General features: G+C 48.2%; 21 protein-coding genes. All 21 read right to left on the reverse strand.

Features of this window, described 5'->3' with window-relative positions; all coding sequences use genetic code 11:
* Positions 1-4: 4 nt before the first annotated feature.
* Positions 5-838, reverse strand: a complete 834-nt coding sequence (locus EFA47_RS08715) for an NAD(+)/NADH kinase (protein ID WP_122642923.1) — start codon at positions 836-838, stop codon at positions 5-7.
* 10 nt (positions 839-848) lie between these two features.
* The gene (locus tag EFA47_RS08720; protein ID WP_122642924.1) at positions 849-1,652 is read right to left on the reverse strand and encodes a TlyA family RNA methyltransferase; all 804 of its coding nucleotides are present in this window, start codon (positions 1,650-1,652) and stop codon (positions 849-851) included.
* Complete coding sequence (gene dxs, locus EFA47_RS08725) at positions 1,649-3,529, reverse strand: 1-deoxy-D-xylulose-5-phosphate synthase (protein ID WP_122642925.1); 1,881 nt, start codon at positions 3,527-3,529, stop codon at positions 1,649-1,651. Before dxs ends, EFA47_RS08720 begins: the two co-directional genes overlap by 4 nt.
* A 15-nt stretch (positions 3,530-3,544) precedes the next feature.
* Entirely contained in the window at positions 3,545-4,435 is an 891-nt protein-coding gene (locus tag EFA47_RS08730) for a polyprenyl synthetase family protein (RefSeq protein WP_122642926.1), read from the reverse strand.
* Complete coding sequence (xseB, locus tag EFA47_RS08735) at positions 4,425-4,664, reverse strand: exodeoxyribonuclease VII small subunit (protein WP_122642927.1); 240 nt, start codon at positions 4,662-4,664, stop codon at positions 4,425-4,427. The genes EFA47_RS08730 and xseB overlap by 11 nt, the downstream gene beginning before the upstream one ends.
* Positions 4,645-5,868 carry an exodeoxyribonuclease VII large subunit gene (gene xseA / locus EFA47_RS08740; protein WP_122642928.1) on the reverse strand — a complete coding sequence of 408 codons (1,224 nt, stop codon included), beginning with the start codon at positions 5,866-5,868 and terminating at the stop codon, positions 4,645-4,647. Before xseA ends, xseB begins: the two co-directional genes overlap by 20 nt.
* Before the next feature lie 24 nt (positions 5,869-5,892).
* The gene (nusB, locus tag EFA47_RS08745; protein WP_122642929.1) at positions 5,893-6,303 is read right to left on the reverse strand and encodes a transcription antitermination factor NusB; all 411 of its coding nucleotides are present in this window, start codon (positions 6,301-6,303) and stop codon (positions 5,893-5,895) included.
* 317 nt (positions 6,304-6,620) lie between these two features.
* Positions 6,621-7,004 (reverse strand): Asp23/Gls24 family envelope stress response protein, encoded by a 384-nt coding sequence (locus EFA47_RS08750; RefSeq protein WP_122642930.1) that lies wholly within the window; start codon positions 7,002-7,004, stop codon positions 6,621-6,623.
* A gap of 72 nt (positions 7,005-7,076) precedes the next feature.
* On the reverse strand, positions 7,077-8,669 hold the full coding sequence (locus EFA47_RS08755) for a peptide chain release factor 3 (protein WP_122642931.1): 1,593 nt from the start codon (positions 8,667-8,669) through the stop codon (positions 7,077-7,079).
* The gene (locus EFA47_RS19860) at positions 8,650-8,787 is read right to left on the reverse strand and encodes a hypothetical protein (RefSeq protein WP_164689958.1); all 138 of its coding nucleotides are present in this window, start codon (positions 8,785-8,787) and stop codon (positions 8,650-8,652) included. Before EFA47_RS19860 ends, EFA47_RS08755 begins: the two co-directional genes overlap by 20 nt.
* Before the next feature lie 90 nt (positions 8,788-8,877).
* Positions 8,878-9,498, reverse strand: a complete 621-nt coding sequence (locus EFA47_RS08760; protein ID WP_122642932.1) for a SpoIIIAH-like family protein — start codon at positions 9,496-9,498, stop codon at positions 8,878-8,880.
* Positions 9,499-9,512: 14 nt separating this feature from the next.
* Positions 9,513-10,124 (reverse strand): stage III sporulation protein AG, encoded by a 612-nt coding sequence (locus EFA47_RS08765; protein ID WP_122642933.1) that lies wholly within the window; start codon positions 10,122-10,124, stop codon positions 9,513-9,515.
* Positions 10,114-10,485, reverse strand: coding sequence for a stage III sporulation protein AF (locus EFA47_RS08770; RefSeq protein ID WP_122642934.1), 372 nt, complete (start codon positions 10,483-10,485; stop codon positions 10,114-10,116). Before EFA47_RS08770 ends, EFA47_RS08765 begins: the two co-directional genes overlap by 11 nt.
* Positions 10,486-10,506: 21 nt before the next feature.
* A complete protein-coding gene (locus tag EFA47_RS08775) occupies positions 10,507-11,775 on the reverse strand; it encodes a stage III sporulation protein AE (protein WP_235853240.1) in 1,269 nt (422 codons plus the stop codon).
* Positions 11,772-12,158, reverse strand: a complete 387-nt coding sequence (locus EFA47_RS08780) for a SpoIIIAC/SpoIIIAD family protein (RefSeq protein ID WP_122642935.1) — start codon at positions 12,156-12,158, stop codon at positions 11,772-11,774. Before EFA47_RS08780 ends, EFA47_RS08775 begins: the two co-directional genes overlap by 4 nt.
* A 28-nt stretch (positions 12,159-12,186) precedes the next feature.
* Positions 12,187-12,381, reverse strand: a complete 195-nt coding sequence (spoIIIAC, locus tag EFA47_RS08785; protein WP_122642936.1) for a stage III sporulation protein AC — start codon at positions 12,379-12,381, stop codon at positions 12,187-12,189.
* 13 nt (positions 12,382-12,394) lie between these two features.
* On the reverse strand, positions 12,395-12,913 hold the full coding sequence (locus EFA47_RS08790) for a stage III sporulation protein AB (RefSeq protein WP_122642937.1): 519 nt from the start codon (positions 12,911-12,913) through the stop codon (positions 12,395-12,397).
* Positions 12,898-13,842 carry a stage III sporulation protein AA gene (gene spoIIIAA, locus EFA47_RS08795; protein ID WP_122642938.1) on the reverse strand — a complete coding sequence of 315 codons (945 nt, stop codon included), beginning with the start codon at positions 13,840-13,842 and terminating at the stop codon, positions 12,898-12,900. The genes EFA47_RS08790 and spoIIIAA overlap by 16 nt, the downstream gene beginning before the upstream one ends.
* Positions 13,843-14,171: 329 nt before the next feature.
* Positions 14,172-16,259: a polyribonucleotide nucleotidyltransferase gene (locus tag EFA47_RS08805; protein WP_122644474.1), complete on the reverse strand. Its 2,088-nt coding sequence runs from the start codon at positions 16,257-16,259 to the stop codon at positions 14,172-14,174.
* Positions 16,260-16,575: 316 nt separating this feature from the next.
* Positions 16,576-16,842, reverse strand: a complete 267-nt coding sequence (gene rpsO, locus EFA47_RS08810; RefSeq protein ID WP_122642940.1) for a 30S ribosomal protein S15 — start codon at positions 16,840-16,842, stop codon at positions 16,576-16,578.
* Positions 16,843-17,011: 169 nt separating this feature from the next.
* On the reverse strand, positions 17,012-17,938 hold the full coding sequence (locus EFA47_RS08815; protein ID WP_122644475.1) for a bifunctional riboflavin kinase/FAD synthetase: 927 nt from the start codon (positions 17,936-17,938) through the stop codon (positions 17,012-17,014).
* Between the last annotated feature and the right edge of the window lie 5 nt (positions 17,939-17,943).

The raw sequence follows: 17,943 nt of genomic DNA on the forward strand, positions 1-17,943 counted from the left end.
CTTTCTAGTTTCCTTTCATTTTCTTGCGCATGGTCTTCATAAAGCTCTCCTTGCTGAGTTTTACAAGCCTGGTTGTCACCTCAGCTTTTTTGATTTTAATTTTATTCCCGGTTACAAGAGGGATCGTATTCGCGCCGTCAAATGTAACCGAGGCGTGCTCTGTCTTGCCATAGCGCCCCTCTGCAATCTCTACTTCCACCACATCTTCCGCAGAGAGTACCACACTGCTTGTGTTTAATGCATGGGAGCAGATGGGGGTAATGACAAACATGCTGGCCGTAGGTTCCACAACAGGCCCCCCCGCTGAAAGATTATACCCTGTGGTCCCAGTAGGTGTGGATATAATCACCCCGTCTGCCAGATAACTATTTAAAAGCACACCATTTACATAAATATTAAAATGAACAACTCTCAGGCTTCCCTCCCGGGTGACGACAATGTCATTGAGCGCCACATCTGAGACAACGCCCTCCACTGCGCCGTGGGCCATCATCCGCTCTTCAATATCCAGGCGTCCCGCAAACAGTCTGTCCAGGGCCCTTTTATAATCCCGAAGCTCTACCTCGGCTAAATATCCCAAAGTGCCCAGATTAATGCCCAGCAGGGGGATATTATACCCTTCCAGCTCTCTGGCTGCCCGGATCAAAGTGCCGTCGCCGCCCAGCACAATCCCACACTGCACGCCTTTTGGCACCGTCCCCTCTATGATATGGCCTTCAACATCCTTTTCTGCCAAAATACCTTTTCTGCCGTTTTCCTCTATATACCTCAGTATCTCACCAGTAATGGAATAATCGGTATCCTTCAGTTGGTTCGTTATCACATAAAAATTATCCATTGTTTCCCTCTCATTTATTGAGTGTACTAAATGCCTTTGCAACCACGTCCGCCGGTTCTATCTCTGGAAGCAAAACTTCCCCCCGGCACTTTTTAAGATGGATCAGGTACTCAATATTCCCCTCCGGCCCTTTTATAGGAGAAAAATCGAGATTTTTTACCTCCAGTCCGATGGAGGCTGCATATGAGATTATTCTTCCCACGACCTCACAGTGCGTGCTCTGTTCCCGAACAACTCCCTTTTTTCCGACTTTTTCCCTGCCCGCCTCAAACTGTGGTTTGATAAGCGCCACGATCTCCCCGTCTTCAGTTAAATACTTTTTCACTGGCTCCAGCACTTTTGTCAGAGATATAAAGGATACGTCAATTGAAGAAAAGCCAACCATCTCCCCGATATCCTCCAAAGTCACATAGCGGATATTGGTTTTCTCCATGCATACGACCCTGGCATCCTGCCTTAACTTCCAATCCAGCTGCCCTCTCCCCACATCAATGGCAAAGACCTTCACCGCCCCGTTTTGGAGCATACAGTCTGTAAACCCGCCAGTGGAAGAACCCACATCTGTACATACTTTCCCTTTCACAGTAACGTCAAAAACCTGCAGGGCCTTTTCCAGCTTCAGGCCCCCTCTGCTGACATAGGGAAGGGTATGCCCCCTGACCTCAATCTGCACATCCTCCGGGAAAGCCGAACCGGCCTTATCTTCCCTCTCCCCGTTTACAAATACACTGCCTGACATGATAACAGCCTTCGCCTTCTCCCTTGACTCTGCCAGGTTTCTTTTTACCAGCAATATATCTAATCGTTCTTTCATGGCCGCCCATCCCTTATCGTCACATACTCTGTAATAATCCGCTTCACCACTGTATCCTCATCCAATCCGACTTCCCGCCTGAGGACATCCACATTGCCGTGCTCCACGTACTCGTCCGGTATCCCAATATTTAGGACATGGACATCCAGGCGGGCCTTTGCTATGTAGGAGAGCACCTGCTCCCCATACCCGCCTGTCAATATATTTTCTTCTACTGTCACAATCAGGCTGTGTTCTTTTGATATGAGTTCAAGCATTTCTGTGTCCAATGGTTTCATAAAGCGGGCATTGATGAGGGTACAGCTGTAGCCTATATCCTTGATCCTGGCGCGCACTTTTCCGGCCAATCCTGCCATGTGCCCTACAAAGATAAGAGCAATATCTTCCTCTTCAAACAAAACCTCACTTTTCCCATACGCAACCGGACTGCGGAAATCTCTCATCCCTTCATAGGCCTCCCCCCGGGGGTAGCGCAGTGCACAGGGAAAGCCAAAATCCACGGCAAACCTGACCATGTCCGCCATCTCCCACCTGTTTTTCGGGGACATCACCGTCATATTGGGAATTGTGGTGAGGAAGGACAGGTCAAAGAGGCCCTGATGTGTCTCCCCATCACTGCCTACTAAGCCTGCCCTGTCCACTGCCAGCACCACAGGCAGGTTCTGCAGGCATATATCGTGTATAGCCTGGTCATATGCCCGCTGTAAGAAGGAAGAATAGATTGCCACGACTGGCTTCATCCCCCCTGCCGCCAGTCCTGCTGCAAATGTCAGCGCATGTTCTTCTGCAATCCCCACATCAAAAAAACGTTCCGGGAAGTACCTGCGGAAACGCCCAAGGCCAGTGCCGTCGGCCATGGCTGCCGTGATTGCAGCTACCTTGTCGTCATTCCTGGCAATATCACACAGCACCTTTGAAAAGACATCTGTATAGCTGTCTTTGCCCTCTGCGGGGACAGCCTCCCCCGTTGACACATCAAAAGGCCCTGTCCCGTGGAATCGTGCAGGATTATCTTCTGCCGGTCCGTACCCCTTCCCCTTCTGTGTCAGTACATGTACAAGAACCGCATGGTCCACCCGCTTCGCCTCATTTAATATCTTATACAGCTTTTTAATATCATGCCCGTCTACGGGGCCCAAATAGGTGATGCCCATATCTTCAAAAAACATACCCGGGACAATCAGCTGTTTGATGCCGCTCTTTGTCTTTCTCATCTGGTGAACAATCTTCTCACCCTGCACGGGGATCTTCAAAAGTGTATCCTCCACCCCTTTCTTAAGGCCAGTATAAGCCTCAGCCGTGCGCAGTCCGTTCAGGTACTTTGAAATGCCGCCTACGTTCTCAGAGATGGACATATTGTTATCATTAAGCACAATAATAAAATTACTCTTTAACCTGGAGGCATTATTCAACGCCTCATAGGCCATTCCCCCGGTCATAGCGCCATCCCCTATAATTGAGACAACATGATGGCCCTGCCCCTGGATGTCCCGTGCAGCCACATATCCTAACCCTGCCGAGATGGAGGTGGAGCTGTGTCCGGTATCAAAGGCGTCACAGTCGCTCTCTTTCCTTTTGGGGAATCCGCTCATCCCCCCATATTTCCTCAAATCGTCAAAGCCTGCCCTGCGGCCTGTGAGCAGCTTATGGGTATAAGCCTGATGGCCCACATCCCAGATCAGCTTGTCCTCAGGGAGGTAAAAAGCCATATGAAGAGCCATCGTAAGTTCCACGACCCCCAGGTTTGAGGCCAGGTGCCCCCCTGTCCGGCTGATTTTTGCAACCAGGAACTCCCTGATTTCTTCTGCCAGTATATCCAGCTCCTCCTGATTTAGCTGCTTGATATCATTCTCTTCCTGCATCCGTTCTAATACCATAAGGAATCTCCCTCTCTATTTGTCACGGTAGATCAATGACTCCAGTAATTGCCCCAAATAACTGTCCTGGGGCTGTAATTCATGGAGGGAAGCCATGGCCTCCCTGGATATCTGTCCCACAAGCCTGCCTGCCTCCTCAATGCCTTTTAATGTCACATAAGTCGTCTTTGCATTCCTCTCATCACTGTGTACGGGTTTGCCAAGGACCGCTTCTGTGCTGGTGACATCCAGAATATCGTCCTGAATCTGGAATGCCAGTCCTACTTTCCTGGCGATTGCTTCCATCTGCCCCACCTGTTTTGATCCGGCATCTGCCAATACAGCCCCCACCATCATGGAGGCCTCGATAAGAGCCCCTGTTTTCAGTCTATAGATGAAGTCCAGCTTTTCCCCTGAAATCACTGTCCCGCTTGACTTTACGTCCACCACCTGGCCCCCTATCATGCCATAAATACCGGCTTTCCCCGCCAGGATTTGGAGGGCCCGCCCAATACATAAGCTGCGGCCAGGATCCATATCAAAGGCCCTGGCTGCTGTCTCAAAGGCATAATTTAACAGAGCGTCCCCGGCCAGGATCCCCAAATCCTCGCCATACACTACATGGGTAGTCTTTCTTCCTCTCCGGTAATCGTCATTATCCATGGCCGGCAGGTCATCATGTACCAGGGAGTAAGTATGGATCATTTCAATGGCAGCCATAAACGGCTCTATCACCTCACCCTGGCCGCCAAACAGAGAGAAAGCCTCCTGCATGAGCATGGGGCGTAGCCTCTTCCCTCCGGCCATTAGGCTATATTCCATTGCCTCCATAATTACAGACTGGTATCCCTCTGATGGAGGCAGGTACTGGGAAAGAATACGCTCTATATTCTCCGTCCTTTTTTGATACTCCTCTTTAAAAGTCATGCTCCTCACCATCCTCATCCAGAATCTGCACCTTCTTTTCCACTGCATCTATAGTCTCACTGCACTGCCTGAGCATATCCATCCCATTCTGGTACAGAGAAAATGACTCCTCAAGGGTGATATCCTCCCCCTCCATCCTGGCAATGACCTTGTCCAGCCCAGAAAACAGTTCTTCCAGGGAAGGCCTTTCTTCCTCCTGCTGGCCCTGTTTATTTGTATTTACCGCCATCTGGCTTCACCTCCGTTATCTCCCTGACAGCTGCCCGCACATATCCATCTGTCATATATATTTTCAGTACATCTCCCGCCTGCACCTGCGAAACTGTTTTAACATTCTTACCCCCGGCATTTTCCACATAGGAATACCCCTGATTTAATTTAGCAAGGGGAGAACACCCTTTCATCTGTTCTATATATAATTCCAGCCTGCGCCTCCTGTCCTGCAGGGCCGCCTCCATCAGAAACGCCGTCCTCTGGCGTAAATCGGCAAGCCGCTGCTGCTTCTCCAAAAGTTTCTGCCTGGGATGCTTTAGCTTTAACTTTAGCGCCGCCTGTTTGGCCCGCTCTCTTTCTCTTGAAATCCGCTGCCCCATCAGTTTCCTGAGAGCCAGTTCATATTCCCTGACTGCGCTGGCTGTCCCCAGGTATTCATACACGGCAAGCTCCGCCGCCGCCGAGGGCGTAGGGGCGCGCATATCCGCCACATAATCTGCTATGGTGGTGTCTGTCTCATGCCCCACGGCTGAGATGACCGGCACCAGGCAGTCAAAGATTGCCCTGGCAACCACTTCTTCATTAAAGGCCCATAAATCCTCTATAGATCCGCCTCCCCGGCCCACGATTATAACATCTACCTTTTTTTTCTCCAGCATTTGAATTCCCCGGACAATACTGTCAGCAGCTCCGTCACCCTGTACCTGGGCCGGATAGAGGATAAGCCTGACATAAGGGTTCCTCCTGGCAGCAATATTGATAATATCCCTCACAGCCGCTCCCGTGGGCGCTGTCACAATCCCCACTGTCTTCACATACTTCGGGATAGGCTGCTTATATTCCTGTGCAAACATCCCCATCTGGGCAAGCTCAGACTTTAATGCCTCAAATCTCTCATATAGCAGCCCTGCCCCGTCCAGTATAATCTCACGGGCATAGAGCTGATATTTCCCATCCCTCTCATACACACTGACAGCTCCCAACACAACCACCTGCTGGCCCTCCTGCATACGAAAAGAAAGTCCTGACCTGGAGCCTGCGAACATAACGCAGGCTATGGTGCCGGACTCATCCTTTAATGAAAAATATATATGCCCTGAAGTATGGTATTTACAGTTAGACACTTCACCTTTCACATAAATCCGGTTCAGCATAAAATCCTGTGTAAACATATTCTTGATATAGGCATTTACCTGCTTTACTGTATATACATTGCGCATCCCTTATCTCCCGCCGGGCCAGGGTCAGTCCTCCTTATCACCCGCCAGCTTTGCCAGCACTCCATTTACAAAGGAAGGCCCTTCCTTGCCGCTGAATCTTTTGGCCAGCTCCACAGCCTCATTAATCGCTACTCTTTTTGGTACTTCATCATCCCATTTCATCTCGTAGACAGCAAGGCGCAGGATGGTCAGGTCTACCTTGTTCATTCTAGTAGTCTTCCACCCAGACGTTTTCTCATTCAAAATGCAGTCAATCTCTGGTATTTTTTGGCTGGCCGCCTCAAATTTTCTCTTTATGTAGTCTCTATCATCCTCAGATGCACTCTGCAGGTTATCTAAATATAACAGCAAGTGCTCTGGCATATCACTGGTCTCATTGAATTCAATCTGGAAAAGCATTTTAAAAATATGCTCCCGAAGTTCTCTTCTTACCATGTTCGCTCCTTTCGCCCCATCCCCATTATTCTGTAAAGACCCACCCGCAAAAACTTATTTTAGGGTTCTCCAGCCTGGATAGGGTAAAGCGGAATTATCCGCCCACCAGACTCCCTAAGTCCCTCAAAAATGAGGGACCTGCTCCGGTCTGCACGCCGATGCACAGCTGCTTTGGCAGCTTGCCTCGGCACATCGTGCGCATCCTGCGGAGAGTTTATGATGTGGGAAAGCCGAAGCTTTCCCACATCATAAAGAAAGGGATGTCTTACGACATCCCTTATTATACTACACACCCTCTGCCCTTTGCAACGAAAAGGTTATGAAGGGTTCTCCATTTCTACTCCTGCAACCTTAATATTGACATCTGCAACTTCCAGTCCGGTCATGTTCTCAATGGCATTCTTTACTTTCTCCTGCACCCTGGATGAAATCTCCATGATGCTGTAGTTATATTTCAGGTTCAATGCCAGGGAGACAGTCACAACGCCTTCCAGCACATCAACCTTTACGCCTTTTGAAATATTCTTCATACCCAGCTTGCCTATCAGTTCGTTGGTTATATTCCCTGCCATGGAAGCGACTCCTTCCACCTCTGTGGCTGCCAGGGCCGCAATGATTGCCACCACCTCATCTGCAATCTTCACCTCGCCCAAGCTGGAATCATTCTGTATTGTATACGTATTTCTTTCGTCCTTTGCCATCGTAAAAACCTCCTGTTGGTTTAATCTCTTTTTATATTATAACAAACAACCCAATATTTGAAAAGGGTAATATCAGGAACGCCCAAATTCAGACAGCTTAAGGCCCTGGTTTCTGTCCAGGGTCATCTTAATGCTCCACTCATGTGCAAAAAGAAGCAGGGGACGCCCTTTTAGGTCCTTAATCTTCTTCATATCGGAAGTCCCAACCAGCCTGTCCATGTCGGCGTCATGGTTTTCAATCCAGCGGATATGCTCATAGGGGAGGGGTTCAAGTTTAATCTCCACATTGTATTCATTGACAAGGCGGTATTTCAGTACGTCAAACTGCAGGACGCCAACAACACCGACTATAATTTCCTCCATACCTGTATTAAATTCCTGGAAAATCTGGATGGCCCCCTCCTGGGCAATCTGGTTAATCCCCTTTACAAACTGCTTCCTCTTCATAGTATCCACCTGGCGTACCCGGGCAAAGTGCTCCGGGGCAAACGTGGGGATTCCCTCATATGCGAACCGGTCTTTGGCGGCGGTCAATGTATCCCCAATAGAAAAAATACCTGGGTCAAATACTCCGATAATGTCGCCCCCGTAAGCGGTTTCGATCATCTTACGCTCACTGGCCATCATTTGCTGGGGCTGGGACAGCCTGACGTCCTTGCCTCCCTGCACATGATACACAGACATCCCCGCCTCGAACTTGCCAGAACAGATCCGCATAAAGGCAATCCTGTCTCTATGCGCCTTGTTCATGTTTGCCTGGATCTTAAATACAAAGGCTGAGAAATCCTTTTCTGACATCGGGTCTATCTCCCCTTTGTCAGATTTCCTTGGGAGGGGTGAGCTTGTCATATCCAGAAAGTGTTTAAGAAACGTCTCAACGCCAAAGTTTGTCAGCGCCGACCCGAAAAAAACTGGTGAGAGCTCGCCTCTGCTTACAAGCTCCTGGTCAAACTCAGCGGCTGCGCCGTCCAGAAGCTCAATCTCCTCCTGGAGTGTCACTTTTGCTTCAGTCCCTAATATCCAGTCCAGTTCCGGGTTATTGGCATCCAGTACCTTAACCGCTCCGGTGGCCGTCCCCTTATGAGTGTCAGAGAACAGATCTACCTCCTGCTTCTGCCTGTCATATACCCCTTTGAAGGCCTTTCCCGAACCTATTGGCCAGTTTACGGGACACGTGGCAATCCCAAGCTCTTTTTCAATATCGTCCAACAAATCAAAAGTATCTTTCGCCTCCCGGTCCATCTTATTGATAAACGTAAAAATAGGTATGTGCCTCATGACACAGACCTTAAATAATTTTCTTGTCTGGGCCTCCACCCCCTTGGAGGCATCAATGACCATGACCGCGGAATCTGCAGCCATCAAAGTTCTGTACGTATCTTCAGAAAAGTCCTGGTGGCCGGGCGTATCCAGGATATTGATACAGAATCCACTGTAATTAAACTGAAGTACAGAGGATGTAACGGAAATCCCCCTCTCCTTCTCAATCTCCATCCAGTCTGATACCGCATGTTTTGCCGTCGCCTTCCCCTTGACAGAGCCGGCCTGGTTAATGGCGCCTCCGTACAGCAGAAACTTTTCAGTCAGCGTAGTCTTTCCCGCATCGGGGTGGGAAATAATTGCAAATGTCCTTCTCTTTTTTATCTCATTCGTAATCTCTGACATATTCTTCCTCTCCTGTCCTTACAAAGTCCACGGTACAAAGCATATCTGCCCCGCCGGGCAGGAACTTCCGGCAGAACAGATACCTCTTTATCCAGGACATATTTAATAAGTTTAACATAAGAAATAATCTGCCGCAATTGTTTACTGGAAATATTCTTCCCCTTTTCCAGAAATTATAAACTGGACTGTATGTAATTTCCTGCCGCTTTTACTCAGCTCCCTCATGGATAGGAGTGATGACAATATTTTCCGGCGCTATGCTTGTTTTTCTTGTCACGATGTCCTCTATCTGCGCCCGGTTGGCGTCTGTAAGCTCTGCACTGTTCACCACAATATCCGCGGAGTCCTCTGTCAGGCTGACCACGGCGTCAGAAAACCCTTTTGAGGACATCAGTGTCTCTATGGCAACCTCCTGCTCGGAAAGCTCCGTCATTTTTACCATCTGTGCAATGGCATCCTGCTTCTCCTGGTCGCTGATGTTTGTATTGTCTATAATAGACTGCAGTGTCTCCTTATTTTGGGCCCGCACCTGTTCTCTTGCCACCTTTGCCTGTGCCACAGTGGTGTCTGTGCCGCCGTTTGTAAGAACAGCCTCCCCGGGCGTCCCTTCTATCTCAGAGTCATTGCTGGCAATATCCCCGGATCCTGTTTCAATATCCTCCTCCGAAATGTCTAACAGCTCCTTGTTCGCCAGTTCTGCATTGGCCTCTGTGGTACTCTTCTCGGACTGCCCGAACAGCCGCCCTGAATAATTCAGGTATCCGGCGATGGCAATCATAACTGCCAGTGTAGTAATGATGATCTGATTTTTCTTAAATAAACGCTTCACTTGGAATCCTCCTTTTATGTATCAGTCCTTTTCATTATTTTTATTTTATGCGCCTCTACTCCGAATAATGCCTGGATCGCCTCAGTAATGTTCTGCACGACAACTGCATCGTCCCCTCCCTGGGCGATCACAAGCACGCCCGCTATTTCCGGCGCCATTTCTTTACTCACATAGGGGGACTGGGATCCGTCCGATGTCTGTTCATATATGCTTGTTTTATCGGCTGTCTGATCCTCTACAGTCCTTGTGCCGCCTGAACTGTCCTCCTCCTGTGACACCTGGCTGCTGCTTTGCTGGTCCTTTTCCACAATCTTTTGGCCTGATGATTTAAGAGTAATCATCACCTCCGCTTTCCCCACCCCCTCTACACATTCCAAAGCCTCTGCAACCCGCCTTTCCATATATTCTTCATATTCACCGCTGGAATTCTGAGAAGAATATGAGCTTAAGCCATCCTGCACGGAGGTATCTTCCCTCTCTGTGCCGCCCCCCTTTTTATCTGATGCAGGGATGGCGATGACCACAAGGAGGAGCCCTGCCAGAAATATAATAAGCAGCTGGTTTTTTCCGGGAATCCCTTTCTGGCCTTTGAGTTTTTCTACGATCTCCTTCCACTTATTTTCCAATCTGAATCCCCTCCACTTCTATCTTATTTGGGTCCGTCTTAGGATCTTCCCTGCTGCTATCATTGTATTGGTATTCCTGGGGTAAAAAATCCAGGATGTCCATCTCCTCCAGATACATTTTATGGGCCTCAATTTCCTCCTTCTCCATCTCATATTCCCTGCTGTGGTACAATTCATAAAAGGTCTGTTCTATCCCTGCCAGCTTAAGTACAGGCGTGAGCATAAGCAGTATCATGACTAATCCGGAAAAAAACTGTACGTATTTTTTGTACTCCTTTCCGGGTATGATCTTAAGCACCGCCGTCATAATAACCAGATAAAAAGCGATATTCTGTATCCACTCATATAAATACTCAAACATTCCTGCACTCCTTCTATGTCCTTAAGTGGTGGAAGCCGCTACAACCGCGATTGTCAGCAAAAACAGCACCCCGGTGGAAAAAATCACTTTCACAAGCAGCTCAAACCCCTCACTCACACCGCTTATGCAGCCTGTAATTCTTTTATCAGATACAGGCTGCACCAAGGCTGCCGTCATTTTGTACAAAAACATCATAACCACCATCTGCAGCAGAGGCACTGCGCAGATAGCTATGAGTATCACCGCCCCTGCCATGCCAATACCATTTTTAATCAGTACGGCGGCCCCCAGTACCACATCTGTCACCCCGCCTATGGCGCCCCCTATGCCGGGTATGGCCTCGGCAGTTTTTGTCAGTGTGCTTCGCTTTAAAGTGTCAATGGCGGGCGCCAGCATGGCCTGTATTATATTGATCCCTGCCACACAGGCTAAAAGTGTCTTTAGTATCCACTCTGCCAGTTTTTTTAGCAGGCCGGCAAACTGGGATAAATATTCCTCCCCTGAGAGATAATTCATAACCTGCACCATAATATAAATATTGATTACAGGGAGCAGGAACCTAAGTATCAGTACCTCTGCCACATAAATCAAAAACAGCACAATATTATAAAAAATCAATGCGCTGCTGCTCCCTGAGGCAATGGCAACGGCCAGGAAATAACTGGGGCACAGCACACGCATAAAATCCAGCAGCAGCTCAAGCTGCCCTTCAATTCCATCTACTGCTATCCTAAATGCATTCAGGCACATCGTAATCAGAAGCATATACAATACATAAAAGCTGATCTCTGACACCTGCCTATTCTGAAAAGCATTGGAAAAATTTGTAAACACGGCGGCGATCACTGCAATTAAAAGCATATAGGCAAGATTCTGCCTGTTATATCTGAATTCATAGGCGGCCTGGTCTAGAATAAATTCCCCTATAAGTTTGCCGGCATTTTCCCACTCCCCCTGGACCAGGCCCTCAACCAGGCCCTGAAAGTCCATTTTTTCCTCTGGGAATATTTTCTGCAGGCTGTCGTCTATTTCCTGAAAGTCAAATTCATCAAACAGCTTATCCTGAGTTTCCTGCGCCACAGCATTGTAGTCTGTCCCATTTTCCTCAACGCCTGCCGTATCTTCCCCGGCCCTTATTCCTCCCTCCTCCCTATCCGCCGCATATACTTCTAAATCGTTGTGATACAGTCCTGCGGCGGCAGCCATGGCAGCAGAGAAAATAAAAATCAGGCAGTACTTTGCTGCTTTTCTCCTGCCTATCACCATGCCCCCTATCCCTTCCAGCCTCATGTCAGGAACTCCCTGATGGTTTCTAAAAGTGCCAGCAGCACAGGCATGCCCAAAGCCAGGATGGTCAGTTTACTGAAAATTTCTATCTGTACCGCAATGGTCTGGTGCCCTGCGTCTTTACAGACACTGGAGGAAAATTCCGCTATGTATGTAATCCCTATCATTTTCAGCATGGTAGCAATATAGCTTGTATCAATTTTAATATACTGGTTGATCTGTGACACAGTCCTTACAAACATTTCGAGACGGTCCACAATACATGCAAAAATAAGAATACTTACAGCCACACTCATATAGATTCCATATTCAGGTTTCCCTGTTTTAAATTGTATAGATAAAAGTGCCCCTATCACGCCGATTATCCCGATTTGGATCATACTCATAGAGATACCCTCCTTTCTTGTACTCCGGCTACAGGGAGAAAAGCTGTTTGATTGATAGAAATAAATCATATATATACGGCAGTACCCATGACAGTACAAGGATCAGTCCGGCGAAACTTGTCAGAAATGCCTGCTCGTCCCTCCCGCTGTGCTTAAGCACCTGGCTTAAAATGGATACCAGGATGCCTACCGCCGCAATTTTAAATATCAAATTTATGCTCATGGGCCCCTCCTGTCTATATCAATATGACAACAAGAAAGATCCCTCCCATCACTCCCAGACAGTTTCCGATTCTTTTCTTTGCTGCCATCCCCTCTCTTACCTTCTCGATTTCCAGCTCCAGCCGGTTTAAATACAGCTGCATAGTGCGGTCCGATGTCCCCCTGTCAAGCTGCCCTAGAAAGGTTCCCAGCTCCTTTAGCTGAATGGAATGGGCACTTTTCAGCTTAAGTTCCCCCAGGCATGTGTCAATGCTCCGGTTCCAGATCTTGGCAAACCCATCCTCCTCCCTGTTCTCAACCTTCCTCTCCATGGTCACAAGCCATGTCCTGTAAGGTTCCCTGACCCTTGCCGCGACTCGTCCAAAAACTTCCCCCAGAGGTGCATTAGAATACTCCATCTCTCCCTTAAGCATATATATGACATGCCGTATGTACAAAAGCTTTTCTAAATACCGTTTAAGCTCTGTGCCGTAAAGCACCCCTGCCCCTGTGGTGGCCGCTATAATAAGCAGGCTCCCTATAAATCTCTGCATAGCTGGCTCCCCCGTTCATCATAAATTTCCCGGATCTCCCCGGGATTTTTTTCGTTCCCCAGTACAATATAGCGCTCAAACCTGCGCTCCTTAATCAGCTTTCCCAAAACCGGTTTGGAGGAAGCTTCATCCATCGAAAGCCCGTGTACGCTGGCAATCATTTTACAGCCGCACTGCATGGCATATTCAATCGCGTGGATATCCTCCATGGAGCCGATCTCATCTACCGCAATCACCTGAGGCGCCATAGAACGGATCAGCATAATCATCCCCTCGGCCTTTGGGCAGCAGTCCAGCACATCGGTTCTTATGCCCAGGTCATTTTGTGCGATGCCGAGATAACATCCTCCTATTTCGGATCTCTCGTCTACCACCCCCACCGTGCACCCCTTCACATAACTGTTGCCGTCAGAAATCTGCCGGATCAAATCACGGATCAGCGTAGTTTTCCCACAGCGTGGGGGAGAGATGACCAATGTATGGCACACCTGTCTGTTTTTTGTGATAAAGGGCAGCACTCTGTCCGCACAACCCAAAATTTCATGGGACATCCTTAAGTTTACTGAAGAAATATACTGGAGATTCTTCACTCTGTCCTCCTCCAGAATTGCTTTTCCCATCACTCCCACTCTATGCCCTCCTTCAATCGTAATAAACCCCTGCCTTAGTTCATGCTCATAAGCATAAAGGGAATAATGGCTGATATATTCCATCGTCTCCCGTATTTCTTCTTTTGTAATAAGGTGCCCTTCCCTCCCCCCGGAGGGAAGAAATATTTCCTCATTGTCATAGACCATGATAAGGGGTTTCCCCACCCGCATCCGAATCTCTTGTACTTTGCAGAAATCTGCCCCTTCGTTTTCCACGATCTCCCTGACCTTCCTGGAAAGCACTTGTAAAACCTGTTTCTTTCTGTTTTCCCTGTTCATCTTGTCCACCTCTCTAAACAATATATGTGGCATGGATGAAAATATGACATTGGGTTTTTAAGAAAGAATCTGCTATGGCATAATTCTCCGCCTGGGTCGGATCCCATGGGCCATATAATCCCACTCCGCCGCAGCTTAATCCGGCAGAGAGTGCTTGCATCGGGGTCTCTGGCTTCATAGGAAATCCAACAAAATTTCCTATGTAAAGAAAAAACAGCGCCGGCCGCATAATCTGACGATTACACAGCCGGCGCTGTTCATAAGGACTCCCGCCCTTTCCATATTTAAATACCTATCCAGACAAACATAAGCACAAATGGGATTGGGGTTTATTCAGCAACATCCCTCATGCTGAAACTGAACCTGCCCATTTTATCCTTCCCCAGGCAGACTACTTTTACCACATCTCCCATTTTAAGCACATCTTCCACTTTGTTCACCCGTTCCTTTGAAATCTTAGAAATGTGGACCATTCCTTCTTTGCCTGGGGCAAACTCAAGAAACGCCCCAAATTCCTTAATACTGATTACTTTTCCTTCAAAGACCTGCCCGGCTTCAAAGTCTGTGGTAATGGTCGCAATTAATTTAGCCGCTGCATCCATACCTTCCTGCTCTGTCCCACAGATAGAAACAGCGCCGTCATCAGTAATATCTATCTTTACGCCTGTCTGCTCAATGATTGCATTGATCGTCTTACCCCGCTGTCCGACCACATCTCCAATCTTCTGGGGATCAATCTGCATCTGCATGATTTTGGGGGCGTATGGCCCAACTTCCGGCCTGGGCTGTGCAATCGCCTTGTTCATCACTTCATCCAAAATATAAGTCCTTGCTTTCTTGGTGGCTGCAATTGCCTCCTCGATAATGGCCCTTGTCAGTCCGTGGATTTTGATATCCATCTGGATTGCAGTAATACCCTTATGTGTCCCCGCCACCTTAAAATCCATATCCCCGAAGAAATCTTCCAGGCCCTGGATATCCGTAAGCACAAGGTAGTCATCGTCTGTCTCCCCTGTCACAAGGCCTGCAGAGATTCCTGCCACTGCCGCTTTTATGGGCACGCCGGCAGCCATCAGGGACATACTGGATGCACAGATACTTGCCTGGGATGTGGAGCCATTGGATTCAAATGTCTCAGACACTGTGCGTATGGCATAAGGGAACTGTGCCTCATCCGGCAGTACCGGAACCAACGCCCTCTCTGCCAGCGCCCCATGTCCAATCTCGCGGCGCCCAGGGCCCCTTGAGGGTTTTGTCTCACCTACAGAATATGACGGGAAATTGTAGTGATGCATATACCGCTTGGATGTCTCTGCCTCATCTAATCCATCAATCCGCTGTGCATCTGAGAGAGGCGCCAGAGTCGTGATTGTACAGATCTGTGTCTGCCCTCTTGTGAACATGGCAGATCCATGTACTCTAGGAATCAAATCTATCTCAGCAGCCAACGCCCTAATCTCATCAATCCCACGTCCGTCAGGGCGCTTGTGGTCCTTTAAAATCATCTTTCTGACTGTCTTTTTCTGATACTGGTAAACGGCCTCCCCCAATACAGCCAGCCACTCTTCCCTGTCAGCAAACGCCTCCTCCAGCTTCTGGGTGAGTATACGGATATTTTCTTCTCTAGTCTGCTTGTCGTCTGTAAAGACAGCCTCCTCCATCTCTGCCGGAGGGATCACTTCGCGGATTGCGGCAAACAGTTCCTCAGGCACAGCACAGCTCTCATAAGTATGCTTTGCCTTGCCGCACTCTGCGACAATAGTATCAATAAAGGCGATTACTTTCTGGTTCAGCTCATGTGCCGCAAATATTGCCTCGATCATCTTTGCCTCCGGCACCTCGTTGGCGCCTGCCTCGATCATAATTACCTTCTCTTTTGTAGAGGCAACTGTCAGGGCCATGTCTGAGGCCTCTTTCTGGGGAGCAGTAGGGTTAAATACAAACTCCCCGTCCACCAGTCCCACCTGTGTGGTAGAAATAGGCCCGTCAAAGGGGATGTCAGATATAGATGTGGCAATGGCCGCCCCCAGCATGGCTGTCAGTTCAGGACTGCAGTCCTGGTCTACTGACATGACAAGATTTTCCAGTGTCACATCATTCCTGTAATCCTTTGGAAACAGCGGACGCATCGGCCTGTCAATGACGCGGCATGTAAGCACGGCATTCTCTGATGCTTTTCCCTCTCTTTTATTAAATCCTCCCGGAATCTTGCCTACAGAATACTGTCTCTCATTATATTCCACGCTCAGGGGGAAGAAATCAATCCCTTCTCTTGGTTTTTCAGATGCAGTTGCCGTACAAAGTACCGTTGTATCTCCATAGTGCATCAGTACTGCGCCGTTGGCCTGCTTGGCCACTCTCCCCACATCGACTTGTAAAGTCCTGCCAGCCAGTTCCATTTCAAACTTCTTATACATATTGTTCTCCTTTAATAAAGTATTTTCTTGGCCAGGAGGCTCCGAAACTACTGAAAAACATATTAGTATACCCCCAATATCCTTTTCAGTGGTCTCGGGTTCTCCCATCCTGCCCATAACCTTAAATATTATACCACACCATTCTTCCATATACAAGGGCAAAACAAGAGGGCCGGCCATCCCCCTGAGGGCAAAAATGCTGCCACAGAATATGGTTTAAATCATATCCCATGGCAGCAAATATAAAGCTTTTATTCCCGCCGGCAGTGTGCCGCGAGGGCCAAATGCCCCAATGACCTGCATCGGGGATATTGGACTATTTTCTCAGGCCAAGCCTCTCTATCAAACTACGGTATCTTTCGATATCCATCTTCTTCAGATATGCCAAAAGGCCTCTTCTCTGGCCTACCATCTTCAGAAGGCCCCTTCTTGAATGATGATCCTTGGGGTTTACCTTAAAATGTTCTGTAAGTTCATTAATCCTTGCTGTTAAAATTGCAACCTGAACTTCTGGAGAACCAGTATCCCCCTCACTTCTTCCATATTCTGCAATAATTGCCTGTTTCTTTTCCTTTGCGATCATGTTTGTTTCCTCCTCTTAAAATCTTGTTAAACCGCCTGGCATTAAGTAACGGTTGGAGTTCTCCTGTTACCGGACACCGGCTGAATTCATACTTTGACAGTATAACATAGTTGTTTCCCAATGTAAAGCAGCACTTTTATTTCCCCCTGCAATGAACCCCCATCTCTTTTTAAGGCCTACATTCCGCAGCTGACACTAGGGAATCCCGATTAAAATATTGCTTTGCGCACTCAATATCCCATTCCACCTGTTCTTTCAGCTGGGATATGGAAGCAAACTTTCTTTCCGGCCTTGCAAATTTACAAAACTCAACAATTACTTTTTTCCCATACGCATCCCCGTGAAAATCAAATGCATGCACCTCATTTAGGACTCTCAAATCGTCCGTCACTGTAGGCTTCGTGCCTACGTTCCCAATCCCCTCAAAAGGGACGCCGTCCACTAGGATCCTACATATATATACCCCATATTTGGGTACAATTTTCCTATTTTCCGGCGCCACATTCATGGTGGGGAAGCCAAGCTTTCTTCCCAGCTGCCTACCATACTCTACTTTACCTGACATATAATACGGGTATCCGAGAAGTTCCCCGGCCAGCTCCACATCTCCTGCAGCTAAGGCCTCTCTTATATATGTGCTGCTGATTTCTCTGCCGGAATACACCGCCTTGTCCACAATTTCCAGATGATACCCATACCTGTCCGCAAACTGGGCCAGCATAGCCGCATTGCCGCGCCTCTGATAGCCAAACCTAAAATCACTGCCCACCACAATGCAGGAAGCATGGAATTTTCTCAAAAGTATGTCCTCAATAAAGGCTTCTGCCTGCATTTCCCGTATTTCCTCTGTAAACGGACATTGTATGAGGCAATCCACCTTACCCTTAAGCCTCTCTCTGCGCTCTTCATTTGTAAGCAATGTATCTCTCTGCATGTCAAAGGCAAACACAATGCTGTAATCCCCTTTTGAAGACGCATATTTCTGCACGCAGTCGATCAGCTTTTGGTGCCCCCGGTGCAGACTGTCAAACTTTCCCAGCGTAACCACTGTGCGCCCTGTTCCCTGATAAGATTGAATATCTGTATAATACTGCATGTCTG

The sequence above is a fragment of the Luxibacter massiliensis genome (genome assembly GCF_900604355.1).
GTDB classification, from domain to species: Bacteria; Bacillota; Clostridia; order Lachnospirales; family Lachnospiraceae; genus Luxibacter; species Luxibacter massiliensis.

What these genes read in the sequence shown, in the direction of transcription:
- rpsO (WP_122642940.1), bottom strand. Translation starts at nt 16,842, where the DNA reads ATGATCGCAAAGGAAAAGAAACAGGCAATTATTGCAGAATATGGAAGA.
- EFA47_RS08790 (WP_122642937.1), bottom strand. Translation starts at nt 12,913, where the DNA reads ATGCAGAGATTTATAGGGAGCCTGCTTATTATAGCGGCCACCACAGGG.
- EFA47_RS08720 (WP_122642924.1), bottom strand. Translation starts at nt 1,652, where the DNA reads ATGAAAGAACGATTAGATATATTGCTGGTAAAAAGAAACCTGGCAGAG.
- dxs (WP_122642925.1), bottom strand. Translation starts at nt 3,529, where the DNA reads ATGGTATTAGAACGGATGCAGGAAGAGAATGATATCAAGCAGCTAAAT.
- EFA47_RS08715 (WP_122642923.1), bottom strand. Translation starts at nt 838, where the DNA reads ATGGATAATTTTTATGTGATAACGAACCAACTGAAGGATACCGATTAT.
- EFA47_RS08755 (WP_122642931.1), bottom strand. Translation starts at nt 8,669, where the DNA reads ATGTCAGAGATTACGAATGAGATAAAAAAGAGAAGGACATTTGCAATT.
- EFA47_RS08775 (WP_235853240.1), bottom strand. Translation starts at nt 11,775, where the DNA reads ATGAGGCTGGAAGGGATAGGGGGCATGGTGATAGGCAGGAGAAAAGCA.
- spoIIIAA (WP_122642938.1), bottom strand. Translation starts at nt 13,842, where the DNA reads ATGAACAGGGAAAACAGAAAGAAACAGGTTTTACAAGTGCTTTCCAGG.
- EFA47_RS08770 (WP_122642934.1), bottom strand. Translation starts at nt 10,485, where the DNA reads ATGTTTGAGTATTTATATGAGTGGATACAGAATATCGCTTTTTATCTG.
- EFA47_RS19860 (WP_164689958.1), bottom strand. Translation starts at nt 8,787, where the DNA reads ATGTTAAACTTATTAAATATGTCCTGGATAAAGAGGTATCTGTTCTGC.
- EFA47_RS08750 (WP_122642930.1), bottom strand. Translation starts at nt 7,004, where the DNA reads ATGGCAAAGGACGAAAGAAATACGTATACAATACAGAATGATTCCAGC.
- xseB (WP_122642927.1), bottom strand. Translation starts at nt 4,664, where the DNA reads ATGGCGGTAAATACAAATAAACAGGGCCAGCAGGAGGAAGAAAGGCCT.
- xseA (WP_122642928.1), bottom strand. Translation starts at nt 5,868, where the DNA reads ATGCGCAATGTATATACAGTAAAGCAGGTAAATGCCTATATCAAGAAT.
- spoIIIAC (WP_122642936.1), bottom strand. Translation starts at nt 12,381, where the DNA reads ATGAGCATAAATTTGATATTTAAAATTGCGGCGGTAGGCATCCTGGTA.
- nusB (WP_122642929.1), bottom strand. Translation starts at nt 6,303, where the DNA reads ATGGTAAGAAGAGAACTTCGGGAGCATATTTTTAAAATGCTTTTCCAG.
- EFA47_RS08730 (WP_122642926.1), bottom strand. Translation starts at nt 4,435, where the DNA reads ATGACTTTTAAAGAGGAGTATCAAAAAAGGACGGAGAATATAGAGCGT.
- EFA47_RS08780 (WP_122642935.1), bottom strand. Translation starts at nt 12,158, where the DNA reads ATGAGTATGATCCAAATCGGGATAATCGGCGTGATAGGGGCACTTTTA.
- EFA47_RS08815 (WP_122644475.1), bottom strand. Translation starts at nt 17,938, where the DNA reads ATGCAGTATTATACAGATATTCAATCTTATCAGGGAACAGGGCGCACA.
- EFA47_RS08805 (WP_122644474.1), bottom strand. Translation starts at nt 16,259, where the DNA reads ATGTATAAGAAGTTTGAAATGGAACTGGCTGGCAGGACTTTACAAGTC.